The sequence below is a fragment of the Pseudomonas sp. GW821-FHT01A09 genome (assembly GCF_058986725.1).
Genome location: NZ_JBYSWB010000015.1, coordinates 47,169 through 61,868, shown reverse-complemented (window position 1 = coordinate 61,868; position 14,700 = coordinate 47,169). Strand labels below are relative to the sequence as shown.

11 protein-coding genes are annotated in these 14,700 nt (G+C 62.4%); 3 read left to right on the top strand and 8 right to left on the bottom strand.

What is annotated here, in order from left to right:
• Positions 1-6: 6 nt before the first annotated feature.
• The 3 genes from pheA to gyrA all read right to left on the bottom strand — a co-directional run bounded on the left by pheA (position 7) and on the right by gyrA (position 4,988).
• A complete protein-coding gene (pheA, locus tag AC3WJP_RS17735) occupies positions 7-1,101 on the bottom strand; it encodes a prephenate dehydratase (RefSeq protein ID WP_493723265.1) in 1,095 nt (364 codons plus the stop codon).
• On the bottom strand, positions 1,101-2,186 hold the full coding sequence (gene serC, locus AC3WJP_RS17730) for a 3-phosphoserine/phosphohydroxythreonine transaminase (RefSeq protein WP_493723266.1): 1,086 nt from the start codon (positions 2,184-2,186) through the stop codon (positions 1,101-1,103). Before serC ends, pheA begins: the two co-directional genes overlap by 1 nt.
• Positions 2,187-2,342: 156 nt before the next feature.
• Positions 2,343-4,988: a DNA gyrase subunit A gene (gyrA, locus tag AC3WJP_RS17725; RefSeq protein WP_493723267.1), complete on the bottom strand. Its 2,646-nt coding sequence runs from the start codon at positions 4,986-4,988 to the stop codon at positions 2,343-2,345.
• Positions 4,989-5,422: 434 nt separating this feature from the next.
• Between gyrA and AC3WJP_RS17720 the strand changes: the two genes are divergently transcribed.
• Positions 5,423-5,878 carry an REP-associated tyrosine transposase gene (locus tag AC3WJP_RS17720; RefSeq protein ID WP_493723268.1) on the top strand — a complete coding sequence of 152 codons (456 nt, stop codon included), beginning with the start codon at positions 5,423-5,425 and terminating at the stop codon, positions 5,876-5,878.
• Positions 5,879-6,247: 369 nt separating this feature from the next.
• Here AC3WJP_RS17720 and mupP read toward each other — a convergent pair whose 3' ends face one another.
• The 3 genes from mupP to AC3WJP_RS17705 all read right to left on the bottom strand — a co-directional run bounded on the left by mupP (position 6,248) and on the right by AC3WJP_RS17705 (position 9,135).
• Entirely contained in the window at positions 6,248-6,919 is a 672-nt protein-coding gene (mupP, locus tag AC3WJP_RS17715) for an N-acetylmuramic acid 6-phosphate phosphatase MupP (RefSeq protein ID WP_493723269.1), read from the bottom strand.
• A 5-nt stretch (positions 6,920-6,924) separates the two neighbouring features.
• A complete protein-coding gene (gene ubiG, locus AC3WJP_RS17710) occupies positions 6,925-7,623 on the bottom strand; it encodes a bifunctional 2-polyprenyl-6-hydroxyphenol methylase/3-demethylubiquinol 3-O-methyltransferase UbiG (protein ID WP_493723270.1) in 699 nt (232 codons plus the stop codon).
• Positions 7,624-7,794: 171 nt separating this feature from the next.
• A complete protein-coding gene (locus AC3WJP_RS17705) occupies positions 7,795-9,135 on the bottom strand; it encodes a TRZ/ATZ family hydrolase (RefSeq protein ID WP_493723271.1) in 1,341 nt (446 codons plus the stop codon).
• 108 nt (positions 9,136-9,243) lie between these two features.
• On the opposite strand from AC3WJP_RS17705, the gene mtnA reads away from it, so the two are divergent.
• Together mtnA and AC3WJP_RS17695 are read left to right on the top strand one after the other, a co-directional pair.
• Positions 9,244-10,314: an S-methyl-5-thioribose-1-phosphate isomerase gene (gene mtnA, locus AC3WJP_RS17700; protein ID WP_493723272.1), complete on the top strand. Its 1,071-nt coding sequence runs from the start codon at positions 9,244-9,246 to the stop codon at positions 10,312-10,314.
• 136 nt (positions 10,315-10,450) lie between these two features.
• Positions 10,451-11,191 (top strand): YciK family oxidoreductase, encoded by a 741-nt coding sequence (locus AC3WJP_RS17695; protein WP_493723273.1) that lies wholly within the window; start codon positions 10,451-10,453, stop codon positions 11,189-11,191.
• Between the two features lie 100 nt (positions 11,192-11,291).
• On the opposite strand, the gene AC3WJP_RS17690 is transcribed toward AC3WJP_RS17695, so the two are convergent.
• Together AC3WJP_RS17690 and AC3WJP_RS17685 are read right to left on the bottom strand one after the other, a co-directional pair.
• On the bottom strand, positions 11,292-12,092 hold the full coding sequence (locus AC3WJP_RS17690; RefSeq protein ID WP_493723274.1) for an iron-containing redox enzyme family protein: 801 nt from the start codon (positions 12,090-12,092) through the stop codon (positions 11,292-11,294).
• Between the two features lie 45 nt (positions 12,093-12,137).
• Entirely contained in the window at positions 12,138-14,606 is a 2,469-nt protein-coding gene (locus tag AC3WJP_RS17685) for an EAL domain-containing protein (protein WP_493723275.1), read from the bottom strand.
• Between the last annotated feature and the right edge of the window lie 94 nt (positions 14,607-14,700).

The following is a 14,700-nucleotide window of genomic DNA, read 5'->3' as shown; positions in this document are numbered from 1 at the left end:
GAGGCCTCAGAGCACGGCTTTGGGGTAGGAGCCCAGCACTTTCAGCGCCACGGCTTCCTGACGTATACGTTCGAGCACGCCTTTGATCAACGGATCGCGGTGGTGCCCGACGAAATCGATGAAGAACACGTAGGTCCACTTGCCGCTGCGCGAGGGGCGCGTTTCGATGCGGGTCAGGTCGATGTTGTTCTCGTGGAACGGCACCAGCAACTCGTGCAGCGCGCCCGGCTTGTTGCTCATGGAGACGATGATCGAGGTCTTGTCGTCGCCGGTGGGCGGTACTTCCTGGTTGCCGATGATCAGGAAACGGGTGGAGTTGTCGGGGCGATCCTCGATCTTTTCCGCCAGGCGCTGCAGATCGTAGAGGCTGGCCGCCATGTCGCCAGCAATCGCTGCCGAGTTCCACTCGCTCTTGACCCGCTTGGCCGCTTCGGCGTTGCTGGCCACGGCGATGCGCTCGACATTGGGGTAGTGCGCGTCCAGCCATTTGCGGCACTGGGCCAGCGACTGGGCATGGGAATAGATGCGGCTGATGTTGTCGGACTTGGTGTTTTCACCGATCAGCAAGTGATGGTGGATACGCAGTTCGACTTCGCCACAGATGACCATGTCGTGTTCGAGGAAACTGTCGAGGGTGTGGTTGACCGCGCCCTCGGTGGAGTTCTCGACCGGCACGACGCCGAAATTCACCGAGCCGGCCACCACTTCACGGAACACTTCGTCGATGGCGGCCATGGGCGCGCTGATGACAGCGTGCCCGAAGTGCTTCATGGCGGCGGCTTGGGTGAAGGTACCTTCGGGGCCCAGATAGGCGACCTTGAGCGGGTTCTCCAGCGCCAGGCACGAGGACATCACTTCACGGAACAAGCGGGCCATTTCCTCATTGCTGAGTGGCCCCTTGTTGCGCTCCATGACGCGCTTGAGCACCTGCGCCTCACGCTCCGGACGATAGAACACCGGCACTTCGCCTTCTTCGAGTGCGGCCATTTTTACGCGGGCGACTTCTTCGGCGCAGCGTGCGCGATCACTGATCAGCTCGATGATTTTCTCGTCGAGGCTGTCGATGCGCACGCGCAGTGCCTGGAGTTCATGTTCGGACATCAGGCGTGTTCCTTCTCGAACTCGGCCATGTAGGCGATGAGCGCTTCAACCGCGTCCAGGCCCAGGGCGTTGTAGATAGAGGCGCGCATGCCGCCGACCGAGCGGTGGCCACGCAGGTTGAGCAGGCGGCGCTCGTCGGCGCCGGCTAGGAAGGCCTTGTCCAGGCGCTCGTCGGCCAGGCGGAACGGCACGTTCATCCACGAGCGGGCGTTGGTGGCGATCGGGTTGCTGTAGAACGCGCTCTTGTCGATGAAGCCGTAGAGCAGGTCTTTTTTCGCCTTGTTGCGTTGTTCCATGGCGTCGACGCCGCCCTGCTCCTTGAGCCACTCGAACACCAGGCCCGAGAGGTACCAGGAGTAGCTGGCCGGGGTGTTGTACATCGAGCCGTTATCGGCGGCGATCTTGTAGTTGAGCATGGTCGGGCAGACGCTGCGAGCCTTGCCGAGCAGGTCTTCACGAATGATCACCACCACCAGGCCGCTGGGGCCGATGTTCTTTTGCGCGCCGGCGTAGATCATGCCGAACTGCGAGACGTCGATCGGGCGCGAGAGGATGTCCGAGGACATGTCCACGACCAGCGGCACATCGCCGGTCTGCGGGACCCAGTCGAACTCCAGGCCACCGATGGTTTCGTTCGACGCGTAATGGATGTACGCGGCGCCCGGAGTGAGGTTCCACTCGTTCTGGCCGGGGATGTTCAGGTAGTCGTAGGGCTTGGCGCTGGCGGCGACGTTGATGTTGCCGTAGCGGCGAGCTTCTTCGATGGCCTTTTTCGACCAGATGCCGGTCTCGATGTAATCGGCAGTACCGTTCTCGGGCAGCAGGTTGAGCGGGATTTCCGCGAACTGCTGGCTGGCCCCGCCTTGCAGGAACAGCACCTTGTAGTTGTTTGGCACGGACAGCAGGTCACGCAGGTCCTGCTCGGCCTTCTCGGCGATGGCCACGTACTCGTCGCTGCGATGGCTCATTTCCATGACCGACAGGCCCTTGCCATGCCAGTCGAGCATCTCGCCCTGGGCGCGGCGCAGTACGGCTTCAGGAAGCGCAGCTGGGCCTGCGCAGAAGTTAAAGGCTCGATTGCTCACGTCTGGTTCTCGCTCTGCTTGAATTGCTTTGCTGTGTGGGGCGCAAAATCGGCGGGGGATCCTATCGGGGGCAAGCCCCCTCGCTACAGGTGTTGATCCTGTAGCGAGGGGGCTTGCCCCCGATAGACCTGACGCGATCTGGAGCCCTACATCATTTTAGTCCTGGATCACGTCGCCATCGGCTACGTCATCACCTGCCTCTTCACCGTCGAGCGCTTGCGCAGCCTCGTAGCCCTCCTCGCCTTCGAGCAATTCATCGCCCTCGACTTCGGATGGCTCCTGCACGCGCTCAAGGCCAACCAGCTTCTCGTCGCTGGCCAGCTTGATGAGGGTCACGCCCTGGGTGTTGCGGCCCAGGCTGGAGACTTCGCCAACACGGGTGCGCACCAGAGTGCCCTGATCGGAGATAAGCATGATCTCTTCACCGTCGAGCACCTGCACGGCACCGACCAGACGGCCGTTGCGGTCGTTGCTGACCATGGCGATCACGCCCTGGCCGCCACGCTTGTACTCGGGGAACTCAGTGATAGCGGTGCGCTTGCCGTAGCCGCGTTCGGAGGCGGTGAGGATCTGGCTGCCTTCTTCCGGGATGATCATGGAGATCAGCTTCTGGTCTTGCGGCAGACGCATGCCGCGTACACCGCGGGCGGTACGGCCCATGGCGCGGACGTCGGATTCCTTGAAGCGGGTGACCTTGCCGCCATCGGAGAACAGCATCACTTCGCGCTCGCCATCGGTGATCGAGGCGCTGATGAGGATGTCGCCTTCGTCCAGCTCCAGCGCGATCAGACCGACGCTGCGCTGACGACTGAATTGCTCCAGCGGAGTCTTCTTGACGGTGCCGTTGGCGGTCGCCATGAAGATGAAGTGGCCTTCGGTGTATTCCTCGACCGGCAGCATGGTGGTGATGTACTCACCCTCCCCCAGCGGCAGCAGGTTGACCAGCGGGCGACCACGGGCGGCGCGGGACGCTTCGGGGATTTCGTACGTCTTGAGCCAGTACACCTTGCCCTTGCTGGAGAACAGCAGCAGCGTGGTGTGGCTGTTGGCGACCAGCAGGTGCGAGATGTAGTCCTCGTCCTTGACGCCGGTGGCCGATTTGCCTTTGCCGCCGCGACGCTGGGCCTGGTAGGCGGCCAGCGGTTGGGTCTTGGCGTAGCCGGTGTGGGAAATGGTCACCACGCGTTCTTCTTCCGGGATCATGTCACCCAGCGTCAGATCAAGGCGCGCGTCGAGGATTTCGGTGCGGCGCACGTCGCCGTATTCGGCGCGGATCAGCTCCAGCTCTTCGCGGATCACTTCCATCAGGCGCGTGGCGCTGCTGAGGATGCGGATCAGCTCGCCGATCTGGTTGAGGATCTCCTGGTATTCGGCCAGCAGCTTCTCGTGTTCCAGGCCGGTCAGGCGGTGCAGACGCAGGTCGAGAATGGCCTGGGCCTGCTCCGGCGACAGGAAGTATTTGCCGTCGCGCATGCCGTATTGCGGATCGAGGTTCTCGGGGCGGCACGAATCGGCGCCCGCGCGCTCGACCATAGTAGCCACGGCTTCGGATTCCCACGGCGTCTTGATCAGCGCTTCCTTGGCTTCCGACGGCGTCGGCGAGGCCTTGATCAGGGCGATGACCGGATCGATGTTGGACAGCGCGACCGCCTGACCTTCAAGGATGTGCCCACGTTCACGGGCCTTGCGCAGCTCGAACACGGTACGACGCGTGACCACTTCACGGCGGTGACGGACGAAGGCTTCGAGCAGGTCCTTGAGATTGAGGATGCGCGGACGGCCGTCGATCAGGGCAACGACGTTGATGCCGAACACCGCCTGCATCTGGGTCTGGGCGAACAGGTTGTTGAGGATCACCTCGGGCACTTCGCCGCGGCGCAGCTCGATGACGATGCGCATGCCGTCCTTGTCGGACTCGTCACGCAGCTCGGTGATGCCTTCGAGTTTTTTCTCTTTGACCAGCTCGGCGATCTTCTCGATCAGGCGGGCCTTGTTCAGTTGGTACGGCAGCTCGGTGACGACGATCTGCTGGCGACCACCGACCTTGTCGATGTCTTCGATGTGCGAGCGGGCGCGCATGTAAATGCGGCCACGGCCGGTACGGTAAGCCTCGATGATGCCGGCGCGACCGTTGATGATGCCAGCAGTCGGGAAGTCCGGGCCGGGGATGAACTGCATCAGTTCATCGACGGTGATGTCGGCGTTGTCGATCAGGGCCAGGCAACCGTCGATGACTTCACCGAGGTTGTGCGGCGGGATGTTGGTGGCCATGCCCACGGCGATGCCGCTGGAGCCGTTGACCAGCAGGTTGGGGATACGGGTCGGCATGACCGCCGGGATCTGTTCGGTGCCGTCGTAGTTGGGCACCCAGTCGACGGTTTCCTTGTGCAGGTCGGCCAGCAGCTCGTGGGCCAGCTTGGTCATGCGCACTTCGGTGTATCGCATGGCCGCAGCGTTGTCGCCGTCCACCGAACCGAAGTTGCCCTGGCCGTCGACCAGCAGGTAACGCAGCGAGAACGGCTGCGCCATGCGCACGATGGTGTCGTACACCGCGGTATCACCGTGGGGGTGATACTTACCGATCACGTCACCGACCACACGGGCGGATTTCTTGTACGGCTTGTTCCAGTCGTTACCCAGTTCACTCATCGCAAACAGAACGCGGCGATGCACGGGCTTCAAGCCGTCGCGCGCATCAGGCAGTGCCCGCCCGACGATCACGCTCATCGCGTAGTCGAGGTAGGACTGTTTCAGCTCGTCTTCGATATTGACCGGGAGGATTTCTTTGGCCAGTTCGCCCATGAGAAGCCTGATTCCTTTTTCTGGTGAAACCCGCGCTGACCTCATGGGACGCGCAAGGCTTGCCGCTGCAGACCGGTGCCATGCAACGACTTACGACAAATCAATACGTTATGCCCTGAAGCTGGGCACCCGACACGGCTCGTTGGAGCGGTCCCGTAAACCGCCGGATGGTATCACAATCGCCGCCAGGCACCTATCCCCCTGAGGGCTTGGTTTCCCATTAATCGATGAGGCAATGAGCCTGAAGCGGCTCTGAGGGGCTTTGGTGCACGACAGGTAGGTATTCGGCGTACCTAAGACTGCCAGCCTACCCAGTAGTGAGGGGGCTTGCTCCCGAGGGGCCGGCATTGACACAACCCAATACACTTCTCCCCAGGTGCCAGGCACTGTCCGGCGATACATTTGTGTCCCAATCAGTTACCGAGGGCAATGGAATGCCAAAATTATCTGACCACCGCCTGCGCATCGGTCGATTTTCTGAACCGTACCGATCGTACTTGGTGACAACAGTTATCGAGGCAAGAGAGCCGATCTTTGCTGATTGCGTGCTAGGCCGCTCTTTGGTGCACATCATGAGGATGGAACACGACTTGGGCGAGGTGGACAGCCTGGCTTGGGTCGTGATGCCCGACCATCTTCACTGGCTGATCGAATTGCGCGCAGGAAAATTATCCGAGGTCTTGTGCAGGGTAAAGTCTCGGTCGACTCTGGCTATCAATAAAGCGACGGGGCGCACAGGTGGACTTTGGCAGCGCGGATTTCATGACCGCGCGATTCGTCGTGACGAATGCCTGCTCAAAGTTGCCAGATACATCGTGGCAAATCCGTTAAGAGCCGGCCTGGTCGCCAATGTTGGGGATTACCCTCTGTGGGATGCCAAATGGGTTTGAGCTCAATGATGTGCGCAGCCTCAGCCGACCTCTCGGGAGCAAGCCCCCTCACCACAGGGTTGCTGGGCCGGTAAGGTGAAACAGCACTATCACCCTCTGTGGGATGCCAAATGGATTTGAGCTCAAAGATTTGCGTAGCCTCAGGCGGCCTCTCGGGAGCAAGCCCCCTCACCACAGGGTTCTGGGCCAGCAAGGTGAAACAGTTCTGCCCTCGGGGTCGTTAGTGCCCCGGCCAGGCACTCAGGAAGGGGATTAGCAATCACACCCGCCCCTCAACAGGATCGAACCGTATGGCAGGCAGCGCAGAAGTGCATACATCCCCGTAGTGAGGGGGCTTGCTCCCGAGGGTCATCACTGACGAAGCATCTCTCAACAACCACACACCGCCTGATCCAGCAGCGCGCGCAGCTCCAGGGGGTGATCCACCACCGCATCCGCACCCCAGTGGTTGGGGTTGTCATCCGGGTGGATATAGCCGTAGCGCACCGCCACGGTCTTGGTGCCGGCATCGCGGCCCGATTCGATATCGCGCAGGTCATCGCCGACGAACAGCACGGCGGCGGGATCGAGCTTCAGCAGCTTGCAGGCCAGCAGCAATGGCTCGGGATCCGGTTTGCTGCGGGTCACGTGATCCGGGCAGACCAGCACGGCCGAGCGTTCAGCCAGCCCCAACTGCTGCATGATCGGCTCGGCGAAACGCACTGGCTTGTTGGTCACCACGCCCCAGATCAGCCCGCCTTTTTCGATGTCCGCGAGCAGTTCGGCCATGCCGTCGTACAGATGACTGTGCACGGCGCAGCCGACCTGATAGCGCTCCAGGAACTCCAGGCGCAAGGCCTCGAACTCCGGCGCCGCATCGGTGATCTCGAAGCTGGCGCAGACCATCGCCTTGGCACCGCCCGACACCACGTCACGGATGCGCTTGTCATCGATGGGCGCCAGCCCGCGCTCGGCGCGCATGGCCTGGCAGATGGCGATGAAATCCGGCGCGGTGTCGAGCAGCGTGCCGTCCATGTCGAATAAAACCGCTCGTAACCGCATGCCGCTTACTCCTCGCGCAGGGTCTGGATCATGTAGTTGACGTCGACGTCGGACGCCAGCTTGTAGTGCTTGGTCAGCGGATTGTAGGTCAGGCCGATGATGTCCTTGACCTGCAGACCGGCTTGACGGCTCCAGGCACCCAGCTCCGAAGGGCGGATGAATTTCTTGAAGTCGTGAGTGCCGCGCGGCAGCAGCTTGAGCACGTACTCGGCGCCCAGGATCATCAACGCGTAAGCCTTGGGGTTACGGTTGATGGTGGAGAAGAACACCTGGCCGCCGGGCTTGACCATGGCGCAGCAGGCGCGGATTACCGAGGAAGGATCCGGCACGTGCTCAAGCATTTCGAGGCAGGTGACCACATCGAATTGCGCCGGCATCTCTTCGGCCAAGGCCTCGGCGGTGATCTGCCGGTATTCGACGCTCACGCCCGACTCCAGCTGGTGCAACCGAGCCACGGCCAGCGGTGCCTCACCCATGTCGATGCCCATGACCGTAGCGCCGCGCAAGGCCATGGCCTCGCTGAGGATGCCACCGCCGCAGCCTACGTCCAGGACCTTCTTGCCGGCCAGCTTGACACGCTCGTCGATCCAGTTGACGCGCAAAGGGTTGATATCGTGCAGTGGTTTGAACTCGCTCTCGCGGTCCCACCAGCGATGGGCCAGGGCCTCGAATTTGGCGATTTCCGCAGTGTCGACGTTGCTCATGTTGTTTCCTCTGAAGCTTGAAAATTCGGTGTTCTGTACTCAACCCTGTAGGGAGGGGGCTCGCCCCCGAGAGGCCTGAGCTGACCGGCTGCGGTATTTCAGCCCCGGCCTTTCGAGAGCAGCCCCTCTCACCACAGGGTTGGCCTTGACGGCTCGATATCGGCCAATCAATCAGCGGCCTCGCGGCGATGAGTCTTTGATACGTTGCCCCCACTGCACCGCGCTGGCATGCAGGCGGCTTTCGTCCAGGCTGGTCAGGCGACGATCGTCGAGCAATTGCCGGCCCTCCACCCAGACATGGCGCACGCAATCGCGGCCAGTGGCGTAAATCAGTTGCGAAACCGGATCGTAGATCGGCTGCTGCGCCAGCCCGGACAGGTCGAAGGCGGTGATGTCCGCCGCCTTGCCCAGTTGCAGCGAGCCGATCTGCTCTTCGAGGCCCATCGCCCGAGCACCATTGAGCGTAGCCATGCGCAACGCGCGGTGGGCGTCCAGCGCCGTAGCCGAGCCGGCCACGGCCTTGGCCAGCAGCGCGGCGGTGCGCGTCTCGCCGAGCAGATCGAGGTCGTTGTTGCTGGCGGCGCCATCGGTGCCCACCGCGACATTGACGCCTGCCTGCCAGAGCCGCTCCACCGGGCAGAAGCCGCTGGCCAGCTTGAGATTGGATTCGGGGCAATGCACCACGCTGCAGTTGTGCTCCACCAGCAGGGCGATGTCCGCGTCGGTGATCTGGGTCATGTGCACGGCCTGGAAGCGCGGGCCCAGCAAGCCGGCGCGGGCAAGACGAGCCAAGGGGCGCTCGCCGGTCTGCTCCAGGCCTTGCTGCACCTCGAAGGCTGTCTCGTGCACGTGCATGTGGATGGCCGCGTCCATTTCGTCGGCCAGCACGCGGATCTTCTGCAGATTCTCGTCGTTGACGGTGTAGGGTGCGTGGGGACCGAAGACGATGCTGATGCGCGGATGGTGGCGCATCTCGCCGAACAGCTCGACGCCCTGATGCAAGGCCTCGTCGGTGCTGCGCGCCCCCGGAATCTCGAAATCCAGCACCGGCACGGTGATCTGCGCGCGCATGCCGCTGAGGTTGACCCGCTCGCAGGCCACCCAGGGATAGAAGTACATGTCCGAGAAGCAGGTGATACCGCCCTGCAGCTGCTCGGCGATGGCCAGATCGGTGCCGTCGGCGACGAAGCTTTCGTCGACCCAGCGGCCTTCGGCGGGCCAGATGTGGTGTTCGAGCCAGGTCATGAGTGGCAGATCGTCGGCCATGCCGCGGAACAGGGTCATGGCCGCATGGCCGTGGGCGTTGACCAAACCGGGACTGAGCAGCATGCCGGGCAGCTCGCGCACCTCGGTCGCGGTTTGCCGCAAGGCTTCTTCGCGAGGGCCGATAAAGGCGATGCGGCCATCGCGGATGCCCAGGCCATGATCGTGCAGCACCACCCCGGCCGGCTCGACGGGCACCAGCCAGCTTGGCAGGAGCAACAGGTCGAGAGGGGCGGCGCGGTTGGGCATGGTCAGGTTTCCAGGGCATTTGATCGATGATGGCGAAGTATACCCGAGCGTCTGCGGCGGGGGCTCGCTATAATCGACGGCTTTTGATGTCCGAGTACGGGGTGTGGCATGCGCGATCGACTGTTGGCTGCAGAGAAAGTGAAAGCCATCGATTGGCGGGACGGCGCCTTGTACCTGCTCGATCAACGGGTTCTGCCGTTCCAGCAGATCTGGCTACGCCATGAAGATGCCGCCGCCGTGGCCGAAGCGATTCGGTCGATGGTGGTGCGTGGTGCTCCGGCCATCGCTATCAGTGCTGCCTATGGGCTGGTCCTGAGTGCCCGCCAGCGCGTGGCGGCCGGCGGCGATTGGCAGACGGCGCTGGAACAGGATTTCGCTGTGCTGCTGCGCTCGCGTCCGACTGGGGTCAATCTGTCCTGGGCCTTGAACCGCCTGCGTGAACGCCTCGAACGCCTGCGCCCGCAGGACGACCCGCTGGCGGTACTGGAGGCCGAGGCCGTCACCCTTCATGAAAGCGATCGCGAAGCCAACCTGACCATGGCCCAGTTGGGCGTCGACCTGATCCGCCGTCACCAGGGCAATGTGCAGGCATTGCTGACCCACTGCAATACTGGCGCTCTGGCCACGGGTGGCTTCGGAACTGCGCTGGGGGTGATTCGCGGCGCCTGGCTCGAAGGCATGGTCGAACGGGTGTATGCCGGTGAAACCCGACCTTGGCTGCAAGGCTCGCGCCTGACAGCCTGGGAGCTGGCCAACGAAGGCATCCCTGCGACCATCCATGCCGACTCGGCGGCGGCGCACTTGATGAAAACCAAGGGCATCACCTGGGTGATCGTCGGCGCCGACCGCATCAGCGCCAATGGTGATGTGGCCAGCAAGATCGGTACTTATCACCTGGCGGTCGCGGCCATGCACCACGGCGTGCGCTTCATGGTGGTCGCGTCCAGCTCGAGCATCGACATGAGCCTGGCCAGCGGTGAGGACATTCTGCTCGAGGAGCGTGACACCCGGGAGTTGCTGGATGTCGGCGGGCAGACGCTGGAGCTGGACGCCATCAATCCGGTATTCGACGTCACCCCGGCGGACCTGATCGATGTCATCGTCACCGAGAAGGGGATCGTCGAGCGGCCGGATACGGCAAAGTTGACCCAGTTGATGTGTCGCAAACGGTTGCATTGAGTTTGCCTGTAGCGAGGGGGCTTGCCCCCGATTGCGGTGTGTCAGCAAGAGCGGGGTCGCCGGCACTATTTTTCGGGGGCAAGCCCCCTCGCTACAGTATTGGCGGTGTGTCTTAATAATAGAGTGAGGATTCCCCATGTTCGATTACACCCCCCGCCCCCACCTGCTCAAGGACCGCATCATCCTGGTCACCGGTGCCGGCCGCGGTATCGGCGCGGCGGCGGCGTTGAGCTTTGCGGCCCATGGCGCCACGGTGTTGCTGCTGGGCAAGACCGAATCGCGCCTGAGCGCCGTCTATGACCAGATCGAGGCCGCAGGCTATCCGCGCCCCGCGGTGATTCCGTTCGACCTGGCCACGGCGCAGCCGGACCAGTACCAGGCCTTGGCGGCGATGCTCGAAACCGAATTCGGACGCCTCGACGGCCTGCTGCACAATGCCTCGATCATCGGCCCGCGCACGCCGCTGGAACAGCTGGGTGGTGAGCAGTTCATGGAGGTGATGCAGGTCAACGTCAACGCCATGTTCATGCTCACCAGCGCGCTGTTGCCGTTGCTCAAGCGCTCGCAGGACGGCTCGGTGGTGTTCACATCCAGCAGCGTCGGCCGCAAGGGGCGGGCCTACTGGGGTGCCTATGGCGTGTCGAAGTTTGCCACCGAAGGCCTGATGCAGACCCTCGCCGACGAATTGCAGGGTGTCGCGCCAGTACGCGCCAACAGCATCAACCCGGGAGCGACCCGAACCGATATGCGCGCGCAGGCTTATCCCGCGGAAGATCCGAGCAACAACCCGAGCCCGGAAGCGATCATGCCGGTGTATCTGTACCTGCTTGGGCCCGACAGCGCCGGGGTGTCCGGCCAGGCGTTCAATGCGCAGTAATCAGCGTTCGCCCCTCAACCTGTAGCGAGGGGGCTTGCCCCCGATCGGGGTGTCAGCCATTGCGATGCAGCCAGGAACATTTTCGGGGGCGAGCCCCTCGCTACAGGGCATCGGCAGTCGCGTTGACGTGCGCTACCTTGGCTCCGCCACGCTCGATCTCCATGCAGTGCTCCAGAAACAGGAACATGTAGTCATAGCTCTTGCACACCGCCTTGCGGATATCCGCCTGGATGATCCGCGACGGATTGCGGCCCGCCAGGGTGCAGACGATTTCCAGCGCTTCCCACGGGTGGGCGTCGTCATACTGGGCATGCATCTTCAGCCACTTCATGGCGCGCTTGCGGCCCTCCTCAGGAAAGGCGTTGGCATAGGTGTCCTGGCTGCAGACAATCGCCGCCCATTCACCGGTCGCCCCTTCGATGGCGTAGTTGGTGGCGGCCATGGCGATCATCAGAGGGTCCGTCGAACAACTCTGCCAGCACCAGTGGCTCAGCGCATGCAACTGCGGCGAGACTTTCTGCGCCTGCAAATCCTCCAGGCTGACACCATGAGCGTTGGCCCAGTGCACCCAGTAATCGGCATGGTTGAGTTCGACGCGAATGTTGCGCATCAGCCAGCGCCGCGCCATGTCCTCGCCCTGGTGGCGGGCAAAGCGCGTCTTGGTCAGGTTTTGCGCCATGTACAGGGCGAACTGCTCGACCACGGGCCAACCGCCGATCAAGTACTGACGCATCGTCCTCGGGCTGAGCGTGTTATCGCGCATGCGTCGGTAAAGCTCATGCTCGACCACCCGGCGCTTGCTCTCGGCACAATCGCTGATGAGCTGCTGCACCCACAGCGGGTAGCTGGCGGCTTCCATGAGTGGACCGGTTCGGGTGAAACCTTCAAAGACATCGTTCATCGACTACTTCCTTTGCGTTGGAAAAAACCCGCGCCATGGCAGTCTTCAACGGAAAGTACCCGGAGCCTTGAAAAGTAAGGGCCTGAGGCGTTCATCGATCCGTCGCAAACTGTCACAGGTAAAAGGTTGGGGCCGCTCGATAAGGTACCCCTGCGCATAATCGACCCCGATCTCCATCAGGGCTTGTTCAATCAATGGTGTCTCGACGAACTCGGCGATGGTGCGTTTGCCCATCACATGACCGATATGGTTGATCACCTCGACCATCGCACGGTTGATCGGGTCGTCGAGCATGTCCTTGACGAAGCTGCCATCGATCTTCAGGTAATCCACCGGCAAGTGCTTGAGATACGCAAAAGACGACATGCCCGCGCAGAAATCGTCGAGGGAAAACTGGCACCCCAGCGCCTTGAGCTCATTGATGAAACGGATGGCACTGCCCAGATTGGCGATGGCGCTGGTTTCAGTGATCTCGAAGCAGATCATGTTCGGTGGTATCGAGAAGCGACGGAACTGTTCCTGCAGGTAATCGAGGAATTCGTCATCGCCGATGCTGCTGCCCGACAGATTGATGGCACACAGTGCCAGCGGCGTGGCCGAATCGGAGGGCGTTTCACTGATGCACTGCGCAATGACCTTGAACACGTTGTGCACCACCCAGCGGTCCAGCGTGGTCATCAACCCGTAGCGCTCGGCCGCCGGAATGAAACTGTCCGGCAGGATGATCCGACCGCTTTCGTCCTGCAGCCGCAGCAGCACCTCGATGTGCCCGCCACGCTGCGCCGAGGGGTCAAGACCGGCGATCTCCTGACTGTAGAGGCAAAAACGGTTCTCTTCCAGTGCGATGTGCAAGCGCTGCACCCAGGCCATTTCGCCGAAACGCACCGACAGTTCGGTGTCATCGGCGTGATAGACCTGGACACGATTACGGCCCTTCTCCTTGGCCATGTAACACGCCATGTCGGCGGCGCGTAGCGAGGCTTCGAGGCTGGTCGGCATCTGCGTGATATGCACCAGGCCGATGCTGACCGAGGTCATGAACGGCCGGGTCTTCCATACGAAGTGCAGGTTCTGCACGGTTTCGCGCAGGCCCTCGGCGATCTTTTCGGCAGCATCCGGCGGACAGTTTTCCAGCAGGATGCCGAACTCATCGCCCCCCAGCCGCGCCAGGGTGTCGCCTTCGCGCAGGCCCGATTGCAGCAGTGCGCAGATGTGCCGCAGCAACTCGTCGCCGGCGGCATGGCCGCTGGTATCGTTGACCAGCTTGAACTGATCGAGATCCAGAAACATCAGGGAATGGCGGCTCGGCTGGCGCATCAGGCCATTGAGCGCCTGTTCGAGGCGGTATTCGAATTCGCGTCGGTTGGCCAGGCCAGTCAGGGCATCGTGGGTGGCCTGCCAGGACAGGTTGGCGATGTACTGACGCTCTTGGGTCATGTCGTGCAGCACCAGCACTGTGCCGCCGACCTTGCCCTCGGTCATGATCGGGGCGCCGACCAGGGTCACCGACACGGTGCTGCCGTCCAGGCGCTGGATCAGTTTGGCGTGCTCGCTGCCGCCGTTGAGCTGCCCACCGTAGATGCGTTCGATCAGGGTATAGGCGTCTTTTTCGGCGTTTTCGTCCAGCAGGTTGAACAGCGCCGCCAAGGGCAGACCGCTGGCCTGATTGGCGTTCCAGTGGGTCAGGTGCTCGGCGGCCGGGTTCATGTAGACGATCGAGCCTTCGACATCGGTGGCGATCACCCCGTCGCCGATCGAGGCCAGGGTAATCTGCGCCCGGTCCTTTTCGGCCTGCAGCGCCACGGCGAAGGCCTGGCGCTGCGTCAGCAGCTTGCTGGTACGCCACAACGCCAGGGCGATCAGCACCAGGGCGGTCCCGAGATTGACCGCCATCAGCAATTTGAGCATGAACCGCGAGCCCTGCCCCAGCGCATTACTGAAGGCCACGGCGGCAGGCGTGACGCCATCGTTGATCTCGAGAATCTGCTGCTTCCAGCGGGCCAGATCCTGCACCGAGGCCTCGCCCCCCTGCAGGCTGGTATGCATCTGCTGCGCCAAGCGATCGAGCTGCACCAGATAGCCGTCGCCGATGGTCCACAGGTCGATGGCCTGGGCGAAATAACTGAAATGGCGGAAATTGAGGAAGAACCAGATCACCCCGGAAAAGTCATCGGCATGATTGCCGCCCTGAGCCAGGCCGCGACGCGCCTTGTCGATATCGGGCACCGGTTGGTCGAGGGCGATGCGCAGGTCGTGGCTGCCCTGGGGAATGGCCATCGCCTGCTGGTACTTGGCGAAGATCTGCTCGTCGGGATGGTCGGCGTACAGGCTGAGGTAATAGATCGCGTCTTTCTGGCCCTTGGACCACAGGCTCTCGCCCGCCACGTACCCACGCACCGCCGACATGGCGTACAGACTCACGCAGCCCAGCAACGCCAACAGGATGACGACGGCGATAAATGGCCAGACGATACCCAACAGGTGCGGCTTTTCGAGAGTCCGATTTTGCTTCATGAGGTCCCTTGCATCAGCACAGTCAGACAGTGGCAGGTATAACGTCGCTCACATCAGCGTAGGCTATGGGTCAAAGCACATAGCCATCCTTTTG

Coding starts and splice junctions, on each gene's coding strand:
- gyrA (WP_493723267.1), bottom strand. CDS start 4,988: ATGGGCGAACTGGCCAAAGAAATCCTCCCGGTCAATATCGAAGACGAG.
- AC3WJP_RS17705 (WP_493723271.1), bottom strand. CDS start 9,135: ATGCCCAACCGCGCCGCCCCTCTCGACCTGTTGCTCCTGCCAAGCTGG.
- AC3WJP_RS17690 (WP_493723274.1), bottom strand. CDS start 12,092: ATGAACGATGTCTTTGAAGGTTTCACCCGAACCGGTCCACTCATGGAA.
- mtnA (WP_493723272.1), top strand. CDS start 9,244: ATGCGCGATCGACTGTTGGCTGCAGAGAAAGTGAAAGCCATCGATTGG.
- pheA (WP_493723265.1), bottom strand. CDS start 1,101: ATGTCCGAACATGAACTCCAGGCACTGCGCGTGCGCATCGACAGCCTC.
- AC3WJP_RS17720 (WP_493723268.1), top strand. CDS start 5,423: ATGCCAAAATTATCTGACCACCGCCTGCGCATCGGTCGATTTTCTGAA.
- AC3WJP_RS17695 (WP_493723273.1), top strand. CDS start 10,451: ATGTTCGATTACACCCCCCGCCCCCACCTGCTCAAGGACCGCATCATC.
- mupP (WP_493723269.1), bottom strand. CDS start 6,919: ATGCGGTTACGAGCGGTTTTATTCGACATGGACGGCACGCTGCTCGAC.
- ubiG (WP_493723270.1), bottom strand. CDS start 7,623: ATGAGCAACGTCGACACTGCGGAAATCGCCAAATTCGAGGCCCTGGCC.
- AC3WJP_RS17685 (WP_493723275.1), bottom strand. CDS start 14,606: ATGAAGCAAAATCGGACTCTCGAAAAGCCGCACCTGTTGGGTATCGTC.